This is a genomic window from Pontibacterium granulatum, assembly GCF_029961155.1.
Classification (GTDB): Bacteria; Pseudomonadota; Gammaproteobacteria; order Pseudomonadales; family Balneatricaceae; genus Pontibacterium; species Pontibacterium granulatum.
This window is the reverse complement of sequence record NZ_JASBRH010000026.1, coordinates 1-18,663: the sequence shown is the minus strand read 5'-3', so window position 1 is coordinate 18,663 and position 18,663 is coordinate 1. Positions and strand designations below refer to the sequence as shown.

General features: G+C 51.2%; 19 protein-coding genes. 13 read left to right on the top strand and 6 right to left on the bottom strand.

Translation table 11 applies throughout. The features are described from left to right. Positions 1-68 precede the first annotated feature (68 nt). Positions 69-434, top strand: coding sequence for a hemerythrin family protein (locus QKW35_RS17995; RefSeq protein WP_282355383.1), 366 nt, complete (start codon positions 69-71; stop codon positions 432-434). 6 nt (positions 435-440) lie between these two features. Here QKW35_RS17995 and QKW35_RS17990 read toward each other — a convergent pair whose 3' ends face one another. Continuing rightward, a complete protein-coding gene (locus QKW35_RS17990) occupies positions 441-1,169 on the bottom strand; it encodes a sulfite exporter TauE/SafE family protein (RefSeq protein WP_282355382.1) in 729 nt (242 codons plus the stop codon). A 542-nt stretch (positions 1,170-1,711) separates the two neighbouring features. On the opposite strand from QKW35_RS17990, the gene QKW35_RS17985 reads away from it, so the two are divergent. Both QKW35_RS17985 and QKW35_RS17980 read left to right on the top strand, forming a co-directional pair. Beyond that, positions 1,712-4,669 carry an MFS transporter gene (locus QKW35_RS17985; protein ID WP_282355381.1) on the top strand — a complete coding sequence of 986 codons (2,958 nt, stop codon included), beginning with the start codon at positions 1,712-1,714 and terminating at the stop codon, positions 4,667-4,669. Positions 4,670-4,720: 51 nt separating this feature from the next. Then, a complete protein-coding gene (locus tag QKW35_RS17980) occupies positions 4,721-5,599 on the top strand; it encodes a DMT family transporter (RefSeq protein ID WP_282355380.1) in 879 nt (292 codons plus the stop codon). Between the two features lie 117 nt (positions 5,600-5,716). On the opposite strand, the gene QKW35_RS17975 is transcribed toward QKW35_RS17980, so the two are convergent. Then, positions 5,717-5,995: an HlyU family transcriptional regulator gene (locus tag QKW35_RS17975; RefSeq protein WP_282355379.1), complete on the bottom strand. Its 279-nt coding sequence runs from the start codon at positions 5,993-5,995 to the stop codon at positions 5,717-5,719. 137 nt (positions 5,996-6,132) lie between these two features. On the opposite strand from QKW35_RS17975, the gene QKW35_RS17970 reads away from it, so the two are divergent. The 3 genes from QKW35_RS17970 (at position 6,133) to QKW35_RS17960 (ending at position 8,063) form a co-directional block, all read left to right on the top strand. Continuing rightward, positions 6,133-6,873 carry a DUF952 domain-containing protein gene (locus QKW35_RS17970; RefSeq protein WP_282355378.1) on the top strand — a complete coding sequence of 247 codons (741 nt, stop codon included), beginning with the start codon at positions 6,133-6,135 and terminating at the stop codon, positions 6,871-6,873. Between the two features lie 115 nt (positions 6,874-6,988). Continuing rightward, positions 6,989-7,558: an NUDIX hydrolase gene (locus QKW35_RS17965; RefSeq protein ID WP_282355377.1), complete on the top strand. Its 570-nt coding sequence runs from the start codon at positions 6,989-6,991 to the stop codon at positions 7,556-7,558. Between the two features lie 61 nt (positions 7,559-7,619). Further along, positions 7,620-8,063: a hypothetical protein gene (locus QKW35_RS17960; protein WP_282355376.1), complete on the top strand. Its 444-nt coding sequence runs from the start codon at positions 7,620-7,622 to the stop codon at positions 8,061-8,063. 145 nt (positions 8,064-8,208) lie between these two features. Here QKW35_RS17960 and leuA read toward each other — a convergent pair whose 3' ends face one another. Next, the gene (gene leuA, locus QKW35_RS17955) at positions 8,209-9,867 is read right to left on the bottom strand and encodes a 2-isopropylmalate synthase (RefSeq protein ID WP_282355373.1); all 1,659 of its coding nucleotides are present in this window, start codon (positions 9,865-9,867) and stop codon (positions 8,209-8,211) included. Positions 9,868-10,245: 378 nt separating this feature from the next. On the opposite strand from leuA, the gene QKW35_RS17950 reads away from it, so the two are divergent. The 5 genes from QKW35_RS17950 (at position 10,246) to QKW35_RS17930 (ending at position 14,296) form a co-directional block, all read left to right on the top strand. Next, positions 10,246-10,734: an Lrp/AsnC family transcriptional regulator gene (locus QKW35_RS17950; protein ID WP_282355371.1), complete on the top strand. Its 489-nt coding sequence runs from the start codon at positions 10,246-10,248 to the stop codon at positions 10,732-10,734. A gap of 208 nt (positions 10,735-10,942) precedes the next feature. Further along, positions 10,943-11,401 (top strand): hypothetical protein, encoded by a 459-nt coding sequence (locus tag QKW35_RS17945; protein ID WP_282355369.1) that lies wholly within the window; start codon positions 10,943-10,945, stop codon positions 11,399-11,401. A gap of 40 nt (positions 11,402-11,441) precedes the next feature. Then, positions 11,442-12,494, top strand: a complete 1,053-nt coding sequence (locus QKW35_RS17940) for an ATP-binding protein (protein ID WP_282355366.1) — start codon at positions 11,442-11,444, stop codon at positions 12,492-12,494. A gap of 48 nt (positions 12,495-12,542) precedes the next feature. Beyond that, positions 12,543-13,226 (top strand): response regulator, encoded by a 684-nt coding sequence (locus QKW35_RS17935; RefSeq protein WP_282355364.1) that lies wholly within the window; start codon positions 12,543-12,545, stop codon positions 13,224-13,226. Between the two features lie 239 nt (positions 13,227-13,465). Next, the gene (locus QKW35_RS17930) at positions 13,466-14,296 is read left to right on the top strand and encodes a hypothetical protein (protein WP_282355362.1); all 831 of its coding nucleotides are present in this window, start codon (positions 13,466-13,468) and stop codon (positions 14,294-14,296) included. A gap of 166 nt (positions 14,297-14,462) precedes the next feature. On the opposite strand, the gene bamJ is transcribed toward QKW35_RS17930, so the two are convergent. Both bamJ and QKW35_RS17920 read right to left on the bottom strand, forming a co-directional pair. Further along, positions 14,463-14,936, bottom strand: coding sequence for a BamJ family beta-barrel-assembly machinery protein (gene bamJ, locus QKW35_RS17925; RefSeq protein WP_282355361.1), 474 nt, complete (start codon positions 14,934-14,936; stop codon positions 14,463-14,465). 123 nt (positions 14,937-15,059) lie between these two features. Further along, positions 15,060-15,680 (bottom strand): TetR/AcrR family transcriptional regulator, encoded by a 621-nt coding sequence (locus tag QKW35_RS17920; protein ID WP_282355360.1) that lies wholly within the window; start codon positions 15,678-15,680, stop codon positions 15,060-15,062. A gap of 118 nt (positions 15,681-15,798) precedes the next feature. On the opposite strand from QKW35_RS17920, the gene QKW35_RS17915 reads away from it, so the two are divergent. Next, entirely contained in the window at positions 15,799-16,932 is a 1,134-nt protein-coding gene (locus QKW35_RS17915; RefSeq protein WP_282355359.1) for an MBL fold metallo-hydrolase, read from the top strand. A 168-nt stretch (positions 16,933-17,100) separates the two neighbouring features. Here the strand turns inward: QKW35_RS17915 and QKW35_RS17910 are convergent, their stop codons facing one another. Continuing rightward, positions 17,101-17,940 carry an enoyl-CoA hydratase-related protein gene (locus QKW35_RS17910; RefSeq protein WP_282355356.1) on the bottom strand — a complete coding sequence of 280 codons (840 nt, stop codon included), beginning with the start codon at positions 17,938-17,940 and terminating at the stop codon, positions 17,101-17,103. Between the two features lie 352 nt (positions 17,941-18,292). Here QKW35_RS17910 and QKW35_RS17905 point away from each other — a divergent pair, with 352 nt between their 5' ends. After that, entirely contained in the window at positions 18,293-18,475 is a 183-nt protein-coding gene (locus QKW35_RS17905) for a tautomerase family protein (RefSeq protein WP_282355354.1), read from the top strand. Positions 18,476-18,663 lie beyond the last annotated feature (188 nt).

Sequence of the window (18,663 nt, the reverse complement as noted above, 5' to 3'; positions counted from 1 at the left end):
CACTTAATCGGGCACTTACGCTTAGTAGATAAGTCGAATAAAAAGAACCCAAACGGAGTTCGGTCATCATGCAAAAAACAAGCGATGTGATCTGGCAGGATACGCAGCACCAGCAGCTGTTTCGCCTGATCGATCAGATTAAGGAGTCCAATATCGATAACAGTGTATTTAAGAAGTTGAATGACTACGCGGAGTATCACTTCATGTTGGAAGAGCAGTACATGGAAACGCTGAATTACCCTGATCGAGATACCCACAAAGCGGCCCACGATAAGTTTCGCCGCGAGCTGGCAACCATGTTGGAAGAGCACGAAACCTACGATGAGGATCTACGACAGAGCCTCTCATTATTCCTGCGCGAGTGGCTCAAGCGTCATGTGCTGGGCACAGATAAAAAGCTGGAGCAATTCATCATGGAATCCAGCGTGAAGTAGCCGTGCTTACATCTGTGAAATTGCACGCCATAGAATCAGGGCGCTGGAGCTTAGCGATAATAGTGCGATCACCGGTTTTAGGTAGTTCGCCTTGAAATAACGGTCCAGCCAGATCGATCCCAAAAATCCCACCAGTACCGCTGGAAGCATCTGTAGGGTGAGTGATACTTGCTGTGCAGATATCTGCCCGGCCACTCCCAGCATGCTCAGCGACATCAAAGTGCCAACAAGAAAGTAAAACCCCAGTTCTGCACGAGCCTGTTGAGGTGAGCTGTTTTGGTACACCAGTGCAATTGCCGGTCCCCCCACGGAGGTTGTTGTGCCCATCAGGCCAGAAAAGAATCCGGCAACGATGAGGTTGCGTGGTGTCTGATGTAGCTGAGCAGTATGGTAGCTAAGAGCTACAGAAAAAATGATCAGGACAGCGAAGCCAATCATTAGAATCGGCTGCGGCAACAGGACGAGCAAGGGAATACCGGCGAGTACACCGGGAAAACGTCCGTACAACGCCAAACGAATATTGCCTGCTTTGAGGTTCTGTCGATTACGAACGGTATTCAGAATACACAGTGAGCACCCAAGCGAAAGAATGGGCGCAGGCAGAAATGCTGGCTCTATCAGAATCAAAACAGGTGCCGCGATAACCGCCATACCGATGCCCGTCAGGCTTTGGAGTGCTGCACCCAGGGTTACGGAAAGTAAGGCGATGGACAGAAGAAGGGGATCGAAAAGCATCGGCGGATCATAACAGCGAGGAATCGGAGCATGGATTATCCAGTGTCAGGTTCCAAGCGTGTAATGAGTTTATCTAATCGGCCAATGAGATATGCTAATGCGTGATTTATTATCACAAAACACATTATTAAGCTTATATTATCGCGCCGTCATAACGGCTTTTAGCGGTATTTTTTACTGTAGGGATTTATTTGGTTCAGGGGGCAATTAATCACCCCAAACACATACAAAAAATCCTTTGATTTTGTGGAATATCTCCAATAGCATGCTCGCAAATTGATCGACTTAGCTCGATCGACGGGCTGATCTATCGACGCGTCAGCCCATGTGTAACACCTACAATCAGACATAGCCGATATGCCGTAGTCACGAACCTTTCCGAACAGAGGGTCGAGACCACAGTTATCGGCTTTTGTCGTTTTTTAACCTGCATTGTTTTCAAAACCTGCGCAGGTGGACTTAAATGTAACGACTAAACAGGCGCTGACCGAAATCGTAAAACTAGACGGTGGGGGCGCCACTTAACTGTAGAGAGCTCTGCCGTGACTGCGACATTTATATCGCTCATTTCGCTGTTTATCAGCTGTTTCATCCTGTTCCTTGGGAACGGTTTGATGAACGTACTGATGCCGGTGCGAATGGAGTTGGATGGAATCAGTACCGATGCGATCGGTCTGGTGCAATCCCTCTATTTCGTCGGCCTGTTGCTGGGCGCAATCTACAGTAAGAATCTTATTATGCGTGCGGGGCATATCCGCATGTTCGCTGGCTGTGTGTCGATGGGCGGTGCCAGTATGCTTGTCTGCAGCCTCGTGGATGATGCGTATGTGTGGGGGGGGATGCGTTTGGTGGTCGGCTTCTGCAATGCGTGTGCATTTGCTGCGATGGAAAGTTGGCTGAGTGACGCCTCCACCAAGAATACACGTGGCAAGGTCCTGGCGATCTATAACGCAGTGGTGTTGGCAGGCCTGTTTGTCGGACAGTTCTTTATGAACTTCTCCGATCCTGCGACAAGCACTCTGTTTGTCGTGTCCGGCGTGTTACTTAGTCTGGCGGTTGTGCCTGTGGTAATGAGCCGCCACAAAGGGCCAAAGATTGAAGATGCTACTTCAATGCCGCTTCGAACACTGTTCAGAATTTCTCCTCTGGGGGTGGTTAGTTGCTTAGTGTCGGGTGTTATCTACTCGGCCAGCTTCAACCTTTTGCCGTTATTTGCGAAGGACTATGGCATCGTAGGGTTCCAGTTGTCACTGTACGTGGGTGCGGCAATCGCGGGTGCATTCTTGCTGCAGTTCCCGGTTGGTTATCTTTCGGATCGCTTCGACCGTCGTACTGTATTGCTTGGGCTGTTGGCGGTATCTGCCGTCAATTGTCTGCTGGTGATCATTGCCGCACCTCTGGGTATGATCTGGGCAGTGTTTGTTGCCACCGGTATCACCTGTGGCATCATCGCGTGTACCTACCCGCTGAGTATCTCCGAGGCGTTCGATAAGTTGCGCCAGAACGAGATGGTTGCCGCGATGGGCAGTATGATCCTGGCGTTTTCTCTGGGGGGCGTTATTGGTCCATACAGTGCTTCATGGGTGATGAAGGTGTTTGGTAACAGTGCGTTGTTCTACTTCCTGGCTGTTATCCAGGTCGCTCTCGCTGTATTTGTTATCTATCGCATGCGAGTACGTGAAGCACTGCCTGTTGAGGATCAGGAAAGCTTTGTTATGCAGGGGGCTGCAGTTCCAGCTATTGTAGATCTTGACCCGCGTACGGAATACGTAGAGCGTGAAGCGCCTCTTAGTGCTGAGGCCCAAACCATTATGGGTGTCGCCGAGTACGATCCGATAGAAGCCGTTCGTGTGGCAAAAGCGATCATCAAGAGCAATCCGCTGCGGGCGACAGAGTTAGCGGGTGCGGTCGCCAAGGTTGAGAACCTGAATGTACTCAGCCTGTATGAAGCGATGAATGACGTGGTCCCGTTCCAGATTCTGGAGGTCACCAATGCGATCGTAACCAGCCGACCTGAATTAGCGTCTGAATTGGTTAAGAAACTTGCAGAGTGGTATCCGGAGCAAGTTGTGAGCGTAGCGGCGGAGATTGGTCGCGCGTTGCCTGAACAGCGCGTTGAAATGGCCCGTATTGCTGCTGAGCATGCACCAGAATCGGCGGTAGAGGTAGCTCGGTACTATGCCCAGGTATTGGCTGAGTACCGTGAAAATCTGCGTCCGGCAGATCGAGAAGGTGATACCAGTGAAGCGGATGCGGTAAACATCGCCGCAACGCTTTGGGATGCGTCTCCAGATCAAGCACTGGATGTGGCAGCGACATTTGTGGATGCCGTACCTGATAGTGCGGTATCTGTAGCGCAGTTGTATCTGCATCGTGATCTCTTGGCAGCGGCGGCGGAGGTCGAAATCAGTGAAGAGGAGAAACAGGGCTCTTCATTGGACGAGCTGGAAGCTGCATATTCTCGCCGCTCTGAGCTGGGTAGCCACAAAGCTGAAGTTGCACAGAGCGATCAGCCGATTGAAGCGCCAGATGTATCTCCAGAAGAGATTCAGCAGGGGGCGGCAGAGCTGGTTCAGCGTTTGGCTGAAGTTGCACCGGATCAGGCAGTGGACGTGGCTGTTGCGGTAGTCGAGGCGGAGCCCGAGGCGGCTGCGGCTGTTGCTTCCGAAGTTGCGAATACCTGGAGTGATTCGACTGAGAATGAAAGTGCTGACGGTGCGCCGGAAGAAACATCGGACGTCAGCGAAGCGCTAACTGAAGAATCTATAGGCGATGAATCTTCTGAAGAGCTGCAGGATGCAGCGGTTGAGTTGGTGCAGCGTCTGTCTGAAGTGGCGCCTGACCAGGCCGTTGATGTCGCGGTTGCTGTTGTAGAAGCTGAACCAGAAGTTGCGGCCGTTGTGGCTTCTGAAGTTGCCAGTACCTGGAGCGAATTGGATGAAGAGGCTGATTCAGACAAGCCGCAGGCGCAAACTCAGGAGCAGGTTGTTTCTGGAGCGGAAAGTGATTCTTCTGTAGAAGAATCTGAGGACACCTATGAGGCTGCAGTTGAGTTGGTACAGCGTCTGTCTGAAGTAGCGCCTGATCAGGCGGTGGATGTAGCTGTGGCGGTTGTTGAGGCAGAGCCGGATGCAGCCGCATCCGTGGCTGCTGAGGTGGCGAGCACGATGAGTGATGCCGCTGAGCTGGATGAAACTGAGAATGATGAAGCAGGTGTACCTGAAGATGCACAGGACGAGTCTGAGCAGGTGATCAAGGGAGAAGAGGAAGGATCCCACGAAGCGGCAGTTGAGTTGGTTCAGCGTCTGTCCGAAGTATCTCCAGACAACGCGATGGATGTGGCGGTTGCCGTTGTTGAGTCTATTCCTGAAGCTGCATCCGATGTGGTGGATGCGATTAGTGAAGGCGAAGAGGCTAAGGAAGAGGAGTGGATGATGGGCCTCGACGAAAAGCCTGAAGACTTTGACGAGCAGGCGGATCGCAAACGCAAACCGGACTAATCGTTAGCTTTGGTAATACGCATCACCTAAGTTGGATCAGGAGTAGAAGTATTGAAAACGGAGTACATGAAAGGGTTTACGCTCACCGCGTTGGGCGTACTGGTACTCAGTTTCGATGCGCTCCTGATCCGACTGATCCATTCTGAATCCTTCGATCTGCTGTTCTGGCGCGGTATATTGATGAGCGTGGCGGTACTGATCTGGTGTCGTGTGCGTAAACCAGACCAGCCGCTGTTCAGCTTCGATGCGGCCTTTATTCGTTCAGCCGTCTTGTTTGCGGTTAACGCAATCTTCTTTGTCTCTGCCGTGAATCTCACCTCGGTGGCCAACGTGCTGGTGATCATATGCGCTCAGCCACTGTTTGCCGCCATCATGTCCCGCATCTTCCTAGGTGAGAAATCACCGCCGATTACCTGGATTGCGATTGTGATCTGTATGGGGGCAATCTTCTGGGTGCTGGCAGGATCGTGGAACAGCCCAAGCATACTGGGTGATTTGTTAGCGCTGGGCGTCGCATTGATGCTGGCAGGTAAGTTCGTTAACGATCGAGCTTGTTCGCATCGAGATATGACACCGGCATTGATTACGTCCGGATTGATGATTGCTGCAGTCAGTCTGGTGCTGGGTTCTCCGTTCAGCTTACAAGGTGCAGCGTGGGGGTGGATGGTACTGCTTTGTTTTGTTGTAGTGCCGCTCGCCTTTATCATGATCACCCTCGGACCAACCCGTATTCCTGCAGCCGAAGTCGGCATGCTGATGCTACTTGAAACCGCCACGGGCCCGCTCTGGACCTGGATTTTTCTTGATGAAGTCCCGTCAACCCAAGCAATTCAGGGTGGCGTTGTCGTGGTCAGCACCTTGCTGATACATGGGGTGTTTCAGTGGCGAAGAAGTAAGCGTCTGGCTGCCAACGTATCCTCTAGTGGTTAAACTGCTCCTCAAAGCTGCCAGTCAGATAGGTGGTGAACGAGAAGTGGCGTATTGTGAGAGTGATTCCTGCTTCTCGTTCTTGATGGGATGAAGAATTACTTCATCCAACGATCGGAATCAAAAAATCCGATCACCCTGCTGGTCAATCATCTGCTTCGCTTTTCGGATCATCTCCTGCGCGCAGCTGTCGGCACTGGGCAACGTATCAGCTCGGATAAACGCATGAGTCTGGTCGCCCTTGGTGATGGTACCGTTTATACGAAAGCCAGTATCTTCCTGAGCAGGGGCAGGAGTGATGGTAAAGCCGTTGTACTCTACAGATGGCATCGCCTCGGGTTCTTTTGGTTTAGCTTCGCCACCAGAAAAAATAGACTTGAGCGAGGAAAACAGACTCATTTCATACCCTTTGTTGCAGGTTAATAATTACTGTAAATTAGACTGATACCTATCTTAGCTTAGCTGCTCCGTTTAAGGGAGGCGGCAGAGGCAAAGAACATAAACACGGAAGAACATGGAAGAGGTATATAGGCTTTATGGCAAAAACCACAGCAACCTATTGGAACGTTCTTAATCCGGAAAATGCAGGTAAGTGGCAGTCGATTCCAGGTACGGAAGGTATGCTGGATGAGTTAACTCTGGCGATTGATGAAAACACGGGTGACTACACCCGCTTAACCCGATTTAAGGCGGGCGCTGATACCAAGGCGTTTGGGGCTAAGTCCCACGATTATCCCGAAGAGATCTATATTGTGTCTGGTCGGTTATACGATGCTGCCTTTGATATGTGGCTTGAGGCGGGGCACTTCGCCAGTCGTCCGCCGGGTGAATTGCATGGGCCGTTTCTCTGTAAAGAGGGGTGTATTGTTCTGGAGGTCTCTTTCCCAAGCCAGTCGATAAAAGCCCCTCCACCAGATGTGCGTACACTCTATCGTGTCATCCGAGCAGAGGTGTGGGATCAGGCTCAGGAATCAGGTTTGGTGCCTCGGTGCGGGAATGACAACACTCGAAACCGTATTCATCTGAACATGCCGGAAGCGGTTGAGACGATCGCTGCCCGGTATTTTGAGCCTGAAGAGTGCCCGGTTGTACTTGAAGTGGATATCACGGCCTTTGCTGATCGGGTCGAGTGGATCGAACCCGATCAGCAGAACAACTGGTGGCAACCGTTGGCTGATGTAGCCAATCTACCGGTCGCATCTGTTGTAAAAGTGCATCAGTTGGAACACTCACGTGTGGATGGCGAAAACATTTACAAGATTCTGCTGGGGCCTTAAGCGCGAAAGTTTTGGAAATAGATGGCGCGGTCTTTTGATGTATGCTGCACTGCGGCATCGTATTTTCGTATTGCTCGAAAGCACCTTTATCAGATAGCAGACGAAACACCTCGCTATGACAAAGCTTAGAAACTTCGTTCTATCACTGACTTTTCTTCCCGGGTTAGTGGCGGCAGATGAGCTACGAAACGTTAACGCTGGAGTAACCCCATACGCTTGCACCGACTCCGGTGCACAGTACCTTTTGGCGTTTGATCCTCACCCGCGTCGCTTAGCGTGGGGTGCTTTTGGCGGTGGTCCCAAGAAGGGCGAAACAGCGTCAGAAACCGCACTACGTGAACTGCGGGAAGAGACCAATTGCGTTTTCTCCGAGGCGTTTCTTGGTCAGCTTGTGTTGAAGGGACCGAGTAAGTCCGGGAGCTACTACAACTTCGTCGCTGAAGTACCCTATGTCACCAAGGATCACATCAAAGAGCGGCGTGCCTGTCGCGATGTAGAGCGCTTTAACTGGCAGTGGGTGTCTCACGATTCATTGATCAAAGGATTGCAGAGTGACGCGTCTGATCCACGGGTAGAGGTGGTTTCAAGGCCGGGGCATACGGTACGGATCTGGAGTGGGGCGGCGAAGTCGTTGCGTACTGCAATGAAAGCTGGGTATCTGCCACTTGGTGATCCGTGTAGGTGAATGATTCTTTAGCTTCTGATCGGGTCAGCTACACTTTAGGTTTTCCGAAGTGCGATACGTAATGGATTGGGTTAAAGAAGCGGAGACACTGTTTGCGGTTGATAAACCTGAACACTTCACCGATTACCGCCACTGTTGCGAGTGTGCGGAGCATGATGACACGTTATGCAGCACCGATGTTCACCAAATTGGTCTTGAGGCGTTGGGCCATCCGGGATGGGACCCAATCTGTTTCTGTTCTCCCGAAGGTAAAGTCTACTATACGCCAGCGTTTGTGCGTCTGAGTTTAGCGACGATGGCGGATGAGTTGTACATCGACCAGTTCCTGTTTCATCTGGAATACGACGGCCCGGGTAATGACTATTACAAGGCTTGCACCCCAGAGCAACGCACTTTTATCACACGCTTTCTTGAATATTTGATTCTGGATTTCAGCTCGGAAATGGAAAATGGTTGCTGTGCTGACAGTGCACTAAGGGCATTAGAGATCTGGTCTGTGAGGTAGAATATATGAGCGTGTTTTGCGATTCGAAGGATTGCATAAACAGTTCGGTACGCTTAAACAAAAAGCCCGATGAGGTACATCGGGCGTTTTTAACCTGAAATAGTGTCAACCTATATCAGGACAAGACAGGGAGAACATTTGATGCTTAGGCAGCCTGAGTTGCCGCCTGCGCACTGCGGCTAAAGGCTGTCAGTACGGCCTGCAGGGTCGCTGCGGAGGTATCTGCAGCAACCGCAACAGCAAAGTGTTGTTCGCCGTTCAGGTTAACGCCCACGCAGGCACGCGCCTTGGCATCGGTGCCTTTGGATACCGCGAATTCATCGAAGTGGGTCACTTCAATTTCGCAGCCGAATTTGGCTGTCAGTGCTTCACACAGCGCGCCGACTGCACCAGTGCAGGTACCCTGAAGGGAGTGGCCTGCCACGCGGATCTCTGCCTGGGTCTGTTCACCTTCGGTGTGCAGGTCATAGCCGTCCAGCATCCACTGTGCGTTAACGTTTTCAAAGTTCTCGTCGTACAGGGCTTTGATCTCTTCCGGGGAGATCTCGCGTCCGCTCTGTTCGGTGGCTTTCTGAACCACTTTACTCAGGGCTGCGTGCATCCACTTCGGCAGTTCGATACCGTAGTCACGCTCCAGTACCAGTGCCACACCGCCTTTACCACTCTGGCTGTTGATGCGCACAACCGCATCGTATTCACGGCCGATATCCAGTGGATCGATCGGCAGGTAAGCCACTTCCCAGTGCGGTAGGTTTTTCGCTTCGTGGTAGGCCATCGATTTGCGAATCGCATCCTGGTGGCTGCCGGAGAACGCGGTGTATACCAGCTCGCCCGCCCAAGGGTGACGCGCAGGTACCGGCAGTTCGTTGCAGTACTCGACGGTTTCGTTAATTTCGTTGATGTCAGAAAAGTCCAGCTTTGGATCGATACCCTGGGAGTAGAGGTTCATACCCATGGTGATGATGTCCATGTTACCGGTGCGCTCACCGTTACCCATCAAGGTACCTTCAACACGGTCTGCGCCAGCCATCACACCCAGCTCAGCCGCGGCAACGGCACAACCACGGTCGTTGTGAGTGTGCAGGCTGATGCGAACGTGCTCGCGTTTTTTCAGCTTGCGGCAGAAGTATTCGATCTGGTCAGCAAATACGTTTGGCGTGGACATCTCAACGGTGGATGGCAGATTGATTACGACCTTCTGACCGTGCTCTGGCTGCCACACGTCGATCACCGCGTCACAGACATCAACGGCGTAATCCATCTCGGTACCGGTGAAGCTCTCCGGCGAGTACTGGAAGGTCCAGTCAGTGTCAGGGTGTTCTGCTGCGTACTGTTTCAGCCACTTGGCGCCCTGAATAGCTATACCGGTGATGCCGTCACGTTCCATGCCGAATACTTGTTCGCGTTGAACGGTAGAGGTGGAGTTGTATACGTGCACGATCGCTTTTTTCACACCACGCAGGGATTCGAAGGTGCGCTTGATCAGCTCTTCGCGTGCCTGTACCAGCACCTGAATGCATACGTCGTCCGGGATCATCTCCTCGTCGATCAGTTTGCGCATGAATTCGTAATCAGGCAAAGAGGCGGAAGGGAAACCCACTTCGATCTCTTTAAAGCCGAGTTTTACCAGCAACTGGAACAGTTTGGTTTTCTTCTCAACCGACATTGGGTTGATCAGAGCCTGGTTGCCATCACGTAGATCAACGCTGCACCAGTCGGGAGCTTTAGTGATCTGCTTGTCCGGCCAGGTGCGATCGGTCAAAGCAAGCGCTGGAAATGGACTGTATTTACGATGGTCAAACATGACGGTGTTCCTGAGTCTTAATGTTGCTGGTTTATTTATATTGTTCTGGCTACTCAACTGCAAAAGCCCCGCGATCATAGCTGAAACGGGGCTTTAGTCATCCGGCGCTTTTGGCGCTTGGGTGTTCGGTTCGATAAACCGGGAAAGTGTCAGGCCGCAACAGCTTTTGGCTGCGAAGCCACCGATGGGAGGTAACACCACCGGGGAACTGCTCTCCTGTGTCTGAGTTGCCCTGGGGCTCATCAGTCAACGAGGAATAGTGTAGGGAAAATGCCCCGCAATTAATCCGCTTAATTCAAGGAATTATCGCAAATTGCGCAATTATATATAAGGGTTTAGTATTTATTGGTAAATAAAATTGCGTTTAGTGGATTTTGTATGAAGATAAATGTCGATCTGGACCGGTTTGATATCAAAATATTGCACGAATTGCAGCGAGATGGCGGGCTTTCCAACCAGGATTTGGCTGAGCGAGTCGGGCTGACTGCAGCGCCATGCTCGCGACGGGTTAAACAGCTGGAAGAGAACGGTGTGATTGCCGAGCGGGTGGTGCGATTGAACGAGCGTGCGGTGAACCTGAACCTGATCGCCATCCTGCATATCAGTATGGATAAGCACATCCCGGAACGTTTTGAAGAGTTTGAGCGTGCGATCGGTAAGATGCCGGAGGTGATGGAGTGTTTGCTGATCACTGGTCACGAAGCGGATTACCAGCTGAAGATTGCTGTACCGGATATGGATAGCTATCACAACGTATTGCTGGGAACGATCACCCGAATCAAAGGTGTGACTGGGGTAAAGTCTTCCTTTGTAATGCGTAAGATCGTGGATAGCTGTGCGGTGCCGTTAAAGTACATTCAACGTTGAGACGTACGGATTAGTGAGGGGCATGGTTAAAGCTGCAGCTTTGTGTTGCCTGCGCCGTTGTTTTTCTAATCACGGCCGTCTTTTCGACGTTTCCATGTATCGAGTGTAAATGTGAGTTAAATGTGAGTTCTGTCTGTTTGTCTGTCTTGGTATCGGATGGCGGGGTATATTGGCGCCATCTTTATAGTGGAAAGGGTGTTTCCAAACAATGAAGCAGGGGGCGCTGCTACGGCAGTTTGTTGTATGGATTTTGCTGGCAAACTTGCTCAGCATCGGATTTATGACTGTGGTCGGCAAGCAGGCGCTGGATCGCAGTGCACGAGACACCGTAGGGCGCTCGCAGCAAGACCACTTGAGCGGTATGGCCCGGGTATTGGCGCGCCACTATGCCTATCATGGTGAATGGCAACCGGTGATTGATAACACGCAGCTGTGGTGGACGCTGGCGTCGCCGATGGCGATGATGCCCAATCCGGACGGCAGTGCGGCCGACCTCTCCGATATGCTCAAAAATCACACCTATCTGCATCCGATGCTGACATCCGAAAGCTATGGAGGACCTGCCTCGTTGGTTGCTAAAGATCTGCATGTTCAACCGATGCCAAGTGCAGATGCAGGCCCACGAGATCTTGCACCCCCCCCCGCGTCGACTGCCGTCATTAACTGAAATTGCTGGATCGCTGCTGCTCTATGATACGGATGGCAATTTGCTACGCGGAGACCCCAAGCACGAACGTATTACCTCGGTGGAGGTGCCTATTATTGTGCGGGGAGAGGTGGTCGGCCTATTGAAACGCCCCCGTCCCCTGCACGAGATTCAGAAGATAAAGTTCAGTGTTTGGAGTACGGCAACCGAAACCTTGGTGTGGGGATTGCTGATTGCACTCGCCTTTTCGCTGCTTTCGGCGTACGTGGTCAGTAAGAACCTAACCCGACCGCTTATTCACATCTCCACAACCCTGCGCAATTTGGCTTCCGGGCACTTTGATGCCCGTGTGCCCGTAATCAATAATGTCGCCTACCAGCCGATCTGTGATGACGTAAACTTTCTTGGCCGTGCGCTGGAGGAGAGTAAAGAGACACGTCAACGCTGGATCAGTGATATCTCCCATGAGTTACGCACGCCGGTTAGTATCCTGAACGCGGAAATCGAGTCAGCGGAAGCGGGAATTCAGGGGTCGTCCGAAGATATGCTGAAGTCCATGCGCGAAGAGGTTGTACAGCTGAATCAGTTGATCAACGACCTCAAGATGTTGAGTCATTCCGATCTAGGGGGGCTTAACTTTGAGCGAAGCGAATTAAAGGTTGATCAGTTTTTAGCGCTGCTTGCCGATAAGATTCGAAACGCCGCAAGCAAACGCAATTTAAACTTTGAGCTGAGTCTGGCCGCATTGCCTTCTAACGTGACCTTGTTCGCAGATGAAAACCGCTTGCGCCAGGTATTTGATAATCTGCTTCAGAACAGTCTGCGGTATACCGACAGTGGCGGCATGATTCGATTGACAGCGACCATTGCGGACAACCGGTTGCAGATCCTGTGGGAAGATTCCGATCCATCGGTACCCGACGAATCGCTGCCCATGCTATTTGAGCGCTTGTACCGAGTCGAAGGCTCACGCAGCCGTGCAACCGGTGGTTCAGGCTTGGGGTTATCAATCTGTAAGAGCATTATTGATGCGGAGGAAGGTGAGATCACAGCAGCTCACTCCGAACTTGGCGGCCTCGCCATTGGAATAATGTTGCCACTCGAGCGGGTCTGATAGACCCAAACGGGTTAAATAGTGCGAAGTTAATTATGGAACAACCCTATGACGGATCATTTGCCAACAATACTGATTGCAGAGGATGAGCAGAAGCTAGCACGCCTGTTGAGCAACTATCTGCAAGCTCAGGGGTATCAATGCCACCATGTGGACCGGGGAGATCGGGTTGAGCCTTGGCTGGCGGAAAACCATGCCGACCTGTTGTTGCTGGATATTATGATGCCCGGCAAGGATGGGTTCGATGTCTGTCGCGATCTGCGTGAACACTCGGATATCCCGATTATTATACTGACCGCGCGGGTGCAGCAGGTGGACGAACTGCAGGGGTTGGATCTCGGTGCGGATGATTACATATGCAAGCCGTTTCAGATGGTAAACGTGGAGGCACGTATTCGTGCCACACTTCGCCGAGTAAAACGCCTTCAGGTACAGGAGCAGCCTAAGGAGTTGATTGAGCTGCTTTGCGACTCAATCAAGCTTCGGGTTAATGGGCACGATATTCAGCTTACCGCGTCGGAATACCGTTTACTGGAAGTGCTGCACAACCATAAGGGCCAGATCTTTAGTCGGGGACAGTTACTGGATCGTATCCATGATGATCACCGTGTTGTAACCGATCGAACTATCGATACCCTGGTTAAATCGATTCGTAAGAAGATCAGTGCGGTGTATGACGAGCGGGTGCTGATTCACTCGGTGTATGCCATGGGCTACAAGTTTGAGATTTAGTGACTAGATACCGGTTGCTCAAAGAAGGCTTTCCTGATCAGGTTTTAATTCACTGCTTTCCGTCGCTTCTTCCTATGATTTTTTGTGGTTTTGTGGGTTTAAACGGATCGGTTATAGATACATCCATCGTCCTTCAGGTACATTAGCGCCAGATTCTGATTGAAACCGGTCGGAATCGACTTGTCTGTATCTGGATGGGTCGATTCTCCAGCACACTGTTTGATGGAAAGTATGTTTTAATGCGATCTGCACTCGGCCTGTTAGGCCTTATCTCTGTAGTCTCTTCCCCTGTCTATGCGTACGAGCGTGATCAGGCATGCGCCACAAATATATACATGGTTGAAAAGCGCGAACACAAAACAGCGGGCTGGGAGCGCTTCAACGAGGTTCCAGACAGTGTGCCACCAGTGATGGCACAGATCTTCGAAGAGATTGGCACGGTGCCGATTGATGCATCCAATGCATGGATAACGCGTTTCTTTACCGTAGCACCTGAGATGGAGCAGGTGAACGGCAAGCAAACCCGCTTTACCTGGCATCAGAAGGCAGGCCGCAACGAAGTGCATCTGGTTGTTACCAAGCAGCAGGGCTGTATCAAGCAGATTATCCTTTCTTACCCAAACCGCACTGGAAAAGGCACCCACAACATTGAAAGTCTGATTCAGGAAAACATCATCCCGGAAAGCAGGCTGGTCTCAGTGCCGAAAAATGCAAAGCATCGCTGTGAAATGAACCTGATCGAAACCCAGAGATACAGCTACCGTGTGAATCGCAAGGGGCGCTATGCGCGGGAAGAGGATCTGCCGCCGTTTGTGGCCGTTACCCTGCGTGACTTTCTGGGAAGCGGTTTACACGGCTCTGAGCGAACACTGTATGACCTGGGAAAACCCAAACGGGTAAAAGGGAATCTGCTGTGGGACGTAAAAGATGGTCACGGGAAGCCGTACACCATTGAGGTGGATATGGAAGCGGGCTGTGATAAAACCATGACGATCCGCTGGCGAAGCAAGCTTGGTGCCCGACTCCAGGTTGAGCGTGAAAACGTCTTAGCGACAGTCCAGAAACCCTGATCGCTTCTAAGTGAACGTGATTTACGTTTCTTTGTGGAATAAAAAAGCCATCTTTGGGATGGCTTTTCTGACATAGATTGGATTCAAATTCTACAGAGATCCATCAAGTAAAATGGGCGTCGCCAGGTCTATGCTCCGGCCACCTGGTTATCTCCCTTTGATGGGTTTACCTGATGTCCAGCAGTTCCACATCAAAGATCAGGGTGGAACCCGGTGTGATGATGCCCGCAGATCCGTTACCGTAGGCCAGATCGCTGGGAATAAAGAAGCGGGTCTTTTCACCGACGACCATCAACTGAACGCCTTCAGTCCAACCCTTGATAACCTGATTTAGACCAAACTCAATAGGTTCACCACGCTCAACGGAGCTGTCAAATACCGTTCCGTCGATCAGCGTACCGTGATAGTGCACTTTCACTTTTGATGTGGCTACAGGGTGTTCGGTACCACTGCCTGCCTGCAGTACTTTATATTGAAGGCCAGATGCGGTGGTCATCACGCCTTCTTCATCCTTGTTTTTTGCGAGAAATGCTTCGCCGGCCGTTTTATTTTGTGCCGCGGCCTGTTTGTTCTTCTGGCTGTTTCGAAACAGGAAAAACACGATAAGGATCAGCAGGATTGGAAAAATAAAGTCTAGCATTTCAGGGCCTTATGAAGCTGCGTAAGTGATGCTTTATGATGCGTTGCGAAGATAGCGTATGCAACTTTTTGTCTGCTGGATATTCTGTTCCTGGCCCAGGTTGCTGTAAGAGCCGAGGTCGGACTAATTGGTACCGGCTTTTTCATAATGGCTGAGGAACATTTCGACCGTATCGTGGATGATGAATTCGGCCGCCTGGGTATCGGGGAAAGGCTGATTCATCAGTAGCTGTGGCCAGAACGCAGATGCTTTTATTAGCCCGAAAAACTGGTTTGCTGCATAGGCAGGCTCAACGGGTTTCATACGACCGTCGGAAATCGCTTTCTCGATCCATTTATCCAATCCCTGATCTGATTGCTCAAATCGCTGGCGGGCCTCGTCAGCGAGTTTCGGGTCGTGCACACATTCAACCATCAAGATTCTGGCCAGATCAAGAAAGCGCTGTGATTGAAGCAGTTCTAGCTTGTGGTGACCAAAGCGAACCAACTGCTCCTTAAGCGAAGTGTCTTCATCATAAACGAAAGCATCACTGGCGCATGCAACTTCAAACATCTGCTGCACCAACTCCTGGAACAGCAGCTCTTTGCTGGCAAAGTGGTTGTATACCGTACGTTTGGAGACTTCCGCGCGTGCGGCCAGTGCATCCATGCTCGTGGACTGAAAGCCTTTTTCGCGAAACTCCAGGATGGCCGCATCGATGATTGCGGCGCGTTTTCGCTCTGTGAGTGTTAGGTTCTTATTCACTGTTCGATGGGGAATTCATAAGTTTTGTAAAGTATACACTGCGAAGTTTACTTTTATAAATCCAATAATTACACTGCACGGTGTAGTTTACTTATGGGCAGGGTCCTGGACGGAATAGATGAAGATATTGGGCATGGTGATTCTGGGAGGATTGCTGAGTGTGGCGTTGTATGCCTGCGCGACCCAGCCAAAAGAGGCCGCCTTCAACCATTCGGAAGACTTTGGCGATGGTGAGTTTAAAAATGAAAAGCAATTTAGGATGTCGGAGGCGGGCACCGTGGTAAAAATTCTATGGCGATACCTGACCGAAAAACGGGTAGATGCAAAACCGGCCGATCCTATCCCGGTACAGCCGCTAGCTTCCGAGCAGTTGGTGGCTGAGAACCAAACGGGTGTTGCTATCTACCGGTTGGGGCACTCCAGTCTGTTGTTGGCGGCAGAAGGGGAGTTCTGGTTGATTGATCCGGTCTTTTCTGAGCGGGCATCGCCGGTCAACTGGGCTGGCCCTAAGCGATTCCATAAAACGCCATTGACGCTGGAGCAACTGCCAGAGATCAAGGGTGTGTTGATCTCTCATGACCACTATGACCACTTGGATAAGAAAACCATCGCGTTTTTGAAAGCCAAGGTAGAAAGTTTTGTTGTACCGCTGGGTGTTGGTAACCACCTGCGCGCATGGGGTGTTTCGGATGGTCGCATTCACGAGCTTGATTGGTGGGACAGCATATCGGTGGGTCAGCTTGAGCTAACAGCGACACCTTCACAACACTTTTCGGGACGTGGCCTAAATGACCGTAACAAAACCCTGTGGGCATCGTGGGTCATTCAGGCACGCGGCAAGAAAATCTATTTCAGCGGTGATAGCGGTTATTTTGCGGGCTTTAAGGAGATTGGTGAACGATTGGGGCCATTTGATCTGACAATCATGGAAAACGGAGCCTACAACGAGAATTGGCCGATGGTGCATATGACACCTGAAGAGACGTTTCAAGCTCATCAGGATTTGGAAGGGAAGGCGATGCTGCCGGTACATAACGGTACCTTCGACCTTGCCATGCACCCATGGTACGAACCGTTGGAACGTTTGAATGCGTTGGCTTATGCGAAGGGTGTACCGATGATCACGCCGGAGATGGGGCAGCGGGTGTCGCTGGATAATCTGCAGGTCGCAGAAGGCAATCGCTGGTGGCGCGGCGAGGAGACCCGTTTGGTATCGGTGGAGGCTGGGATGGAGTTAAAGCAGTCTTTGTAATTTTTGAGGATTTTTGCTGGATGTCGCTTCGTTCGATCTAGTCTACTACGTCTGATAGGTTGTAGGGCAGGCTTCAGCCTGCCGGTAGCCTAAAGGCTACCCTACAGGCGCAGTGTAGATTATGTAGAGCTACACTGCGGCATCCAGCTAAGGCGCAGATCTATACGCCTAATTCCCCTGATACTCCCCCGGGCGTTTTTCAATAAACGCGTTGATCGCTTCCATATGGTCGTTGGTGTTGTGGCAAATGCCCTGGAACACAGCGCATAGTTCCAGGAAATCTTTCAGCTCCTGGCGCTGAGCGGTTTTCAGCAAGCGTTTGGTCATGCGCAGTGCCTGAGGTGGCTTGGATGCCATCTGTTTGGCCATTTCCATTGCGCGTGGCAGTAGCTCTTCCGGTTCAACCACGTCCAATACGATACCCAGTTCTTTTGCTTCATCCGCTTTAATCACACGGCCGGTCAGGGTCAGCTCTGCGGCGCGTTGGTAGCCGATCAGGCGCTGCAGGAACCAGGCACCGCCATCACCCGGGATAATACCCAGGTTAACAAAGGTTTCGCCAAACACGGCTTTGTTGGACGCGATACGGATGTCACACATGCAGGTCAAATCAAAGCCTGCTCCAATCGCAGGTCCGTTTACAGCAGCGATCACCGGTATTTCGGCATTGTAGATCGCCAGTGGAATACGCTGGATACCCGCACGGTATTTCTCCTGTACTTCATATACGTTACCGCCAAAGGCTGCGTCCTTGTGTTCGGTGTCACGCAACTGCATCTCTTTGATGTTGCCACCAGAAGAGAACGCGCTACCGGCACCGGTAAGCACTAGAACAGACACGTCAGGATTATGATTGGCCCAAGCAACGGTGTTACAGATGTCATCAATCAGATTACTGCCGGTTAAGGCGTTGCGCAGATCATCGCGATTGAAGGTGAGCAGTGCGACACGATCATCAAGCGTCAGTGTAGCGTCTGAAAGTGTCGGAAACTCCGGGGTGCTGACCATAACTCTTATCCTTCTATATTTGTTCTTGTGTAGGTAAGAGGATAAGAGATTGTGATGAGTGAGTCTAAGGGAAAGTACTTATTTTCGGTCAGGTTAAGGAAATCGTAGAGTCAATGTGTCAAAAATTAACCAATTGGGCAAATTTGACACAGCGTCTGTGTGCCCCGGCTTTGGCCTTTGGGTGACAAGTACTACGTTTTCAAGATGTTATAGATAAAAGCTAAGGCTGGCATGGCACATGCTTTATCTTGAGTAGAGGACCGGTCTCTCCATTCTGGCCTAAGGCAGGTGGAATCTAACAAAGACAAAACGACCGGCAGCAAGACAGTGATTAAAGAGATGGGTGAAAGCTATGCCAGTTGCAAGAATTGATCTTTTGGAAGTATGTAGCCAAGAGCAGAAAGAACGTTTAGTCCGCGATGTTGAACAGGTGATCAGCAAAGCGATCTCCGTGCCGGTAAACAGAGTAAAGATTGTCCTGGTGGACCAGACGCTGCTTGTTGATACGGCGCCGCATACAGCCTACGTGTGTTGATACGACGTAATAGGTTTGTTGTCGAACCACAGCTAGCGTTGGGAGAAAACAAAAAGGGTGCCGAAGCACCCTTTTTCGTCTTGAAGGGGACGATTAGCTGAACTGGTTGGAGGTGTTTTTCGCACCGCCCGCTTTCAGCGCGTTCTCACCAGCGTAGTATTCTTTGTGGTCATCGCCCAGGTCGGAAC

Excerpts from the sequence above, each read along its gene's own strand:
- bamJ (WP_282355361.1), bottom strand. The coding sequence starts at position 14,936 with ATGCTAGACTTTATTTTTCCAATCCTGCTGATCCTTATCGTGTTTTTC.
- QKW35_RS17910 (WP_282355356.1), bottom strand. The coding sequence starts at position 17,940 with ATGGTCAGCACCCCGGAGTTTCCGACACTTTCAGACGCTACACTGACG.
- QKW35_RS17945 (WP_282355369.1), top strand. The coding sequence starts at position 10,943 with ATGAAGCAGGGGGCGCTGCTACGGCAGTTTGTTGTATGGATTTTGCTG.
- QKW35_RS17935 (WP_282355364.1), top strand. The coding sequence starts at position 12,543 with ATGACGGATCATTTGCCAACAATACTGATTGCAGAGGATGAGCAGAAG.
- QKW35_RS17975 (WP_282355379.1), bottom strand. The coding sequence starts at position 5,995 with ATGAGTCTGTTTTCCTCGCTCAAGTCTATTTTTTCTGGTGGCGAAGCT.
- QKW35_RS17950 (WP_282355371.1), top strand. The coding sequence starts at position 10,246 with ATGAAGATAAATGTCGATCTGGACCGGTTTGATATCAAAATATTGCAC.
- QKW35_RS17965 (WP_282355377.1), top strand. The coding sequence starts at position 6,989 with ATGACAAAGCTTAGAAACTTCGTTCTATCACTGACTTTTCTTCCCGGG.
- QKW35_RS17995 (WP_282355383.1), top strand. The coding sequence starts at position 69 with ATGCAAAAAACAAGCGATGTGATCTGGCAGGATACGCAGCACCAGCAG.
- QKW35_RS17960 (WP_282355376.1), top strand. The coding sequence starts at position 7,620 with ATGGATTGGGTTAAAGAAGCGGAGACACTGTTTGCGGTTGATAAACCT.
- QKW35_RS17915 (WP_282355359.1), top strand. The coding sequence starts at position 15,799 with ATGAAGATATTGGGCATGGTGATTCTGGGAGGATTGCTGAGTGTGGCG.
- QKW35_RS17905 (WP_282355354.1), top strand. The coding sequence starts at position 18,293 with ATGCCAGTTGCAAGAATTGATCTTTTGGAAGTATGTAGCCAAGAGCAG.
- QKW35_RS17990 (WP_282355382.1), bottom strand. The coding sequence starts at position 1,169 with ATGCTTTTCGATCCCCTTCTTCTGTCCATCGCCTTACTTTCCGTAACC.
- QKW35_RS17930 (WP_282355362.1), top strand. The coding sequence starts at position 13,466 with ATGCGATCTGCACTCGGCCTGTTAGGCCTTATCTCTGTAGTCTCTTCC.
- QKW35_RS17970 (WP_282355378.1), top strand. The coding sequence starts at position 6,133 with ATGGCAAAAACCACAGCAACCTATTGGAACGTTCTTAATCCGGAAAAT.
- leuA (WP_282355373.1), bottom strand. The coding sequence starts at position 9,867 with ATGTTTGACCATCGTAAATACAGTCCATTTCCAGCGCTTGCTTTGACC.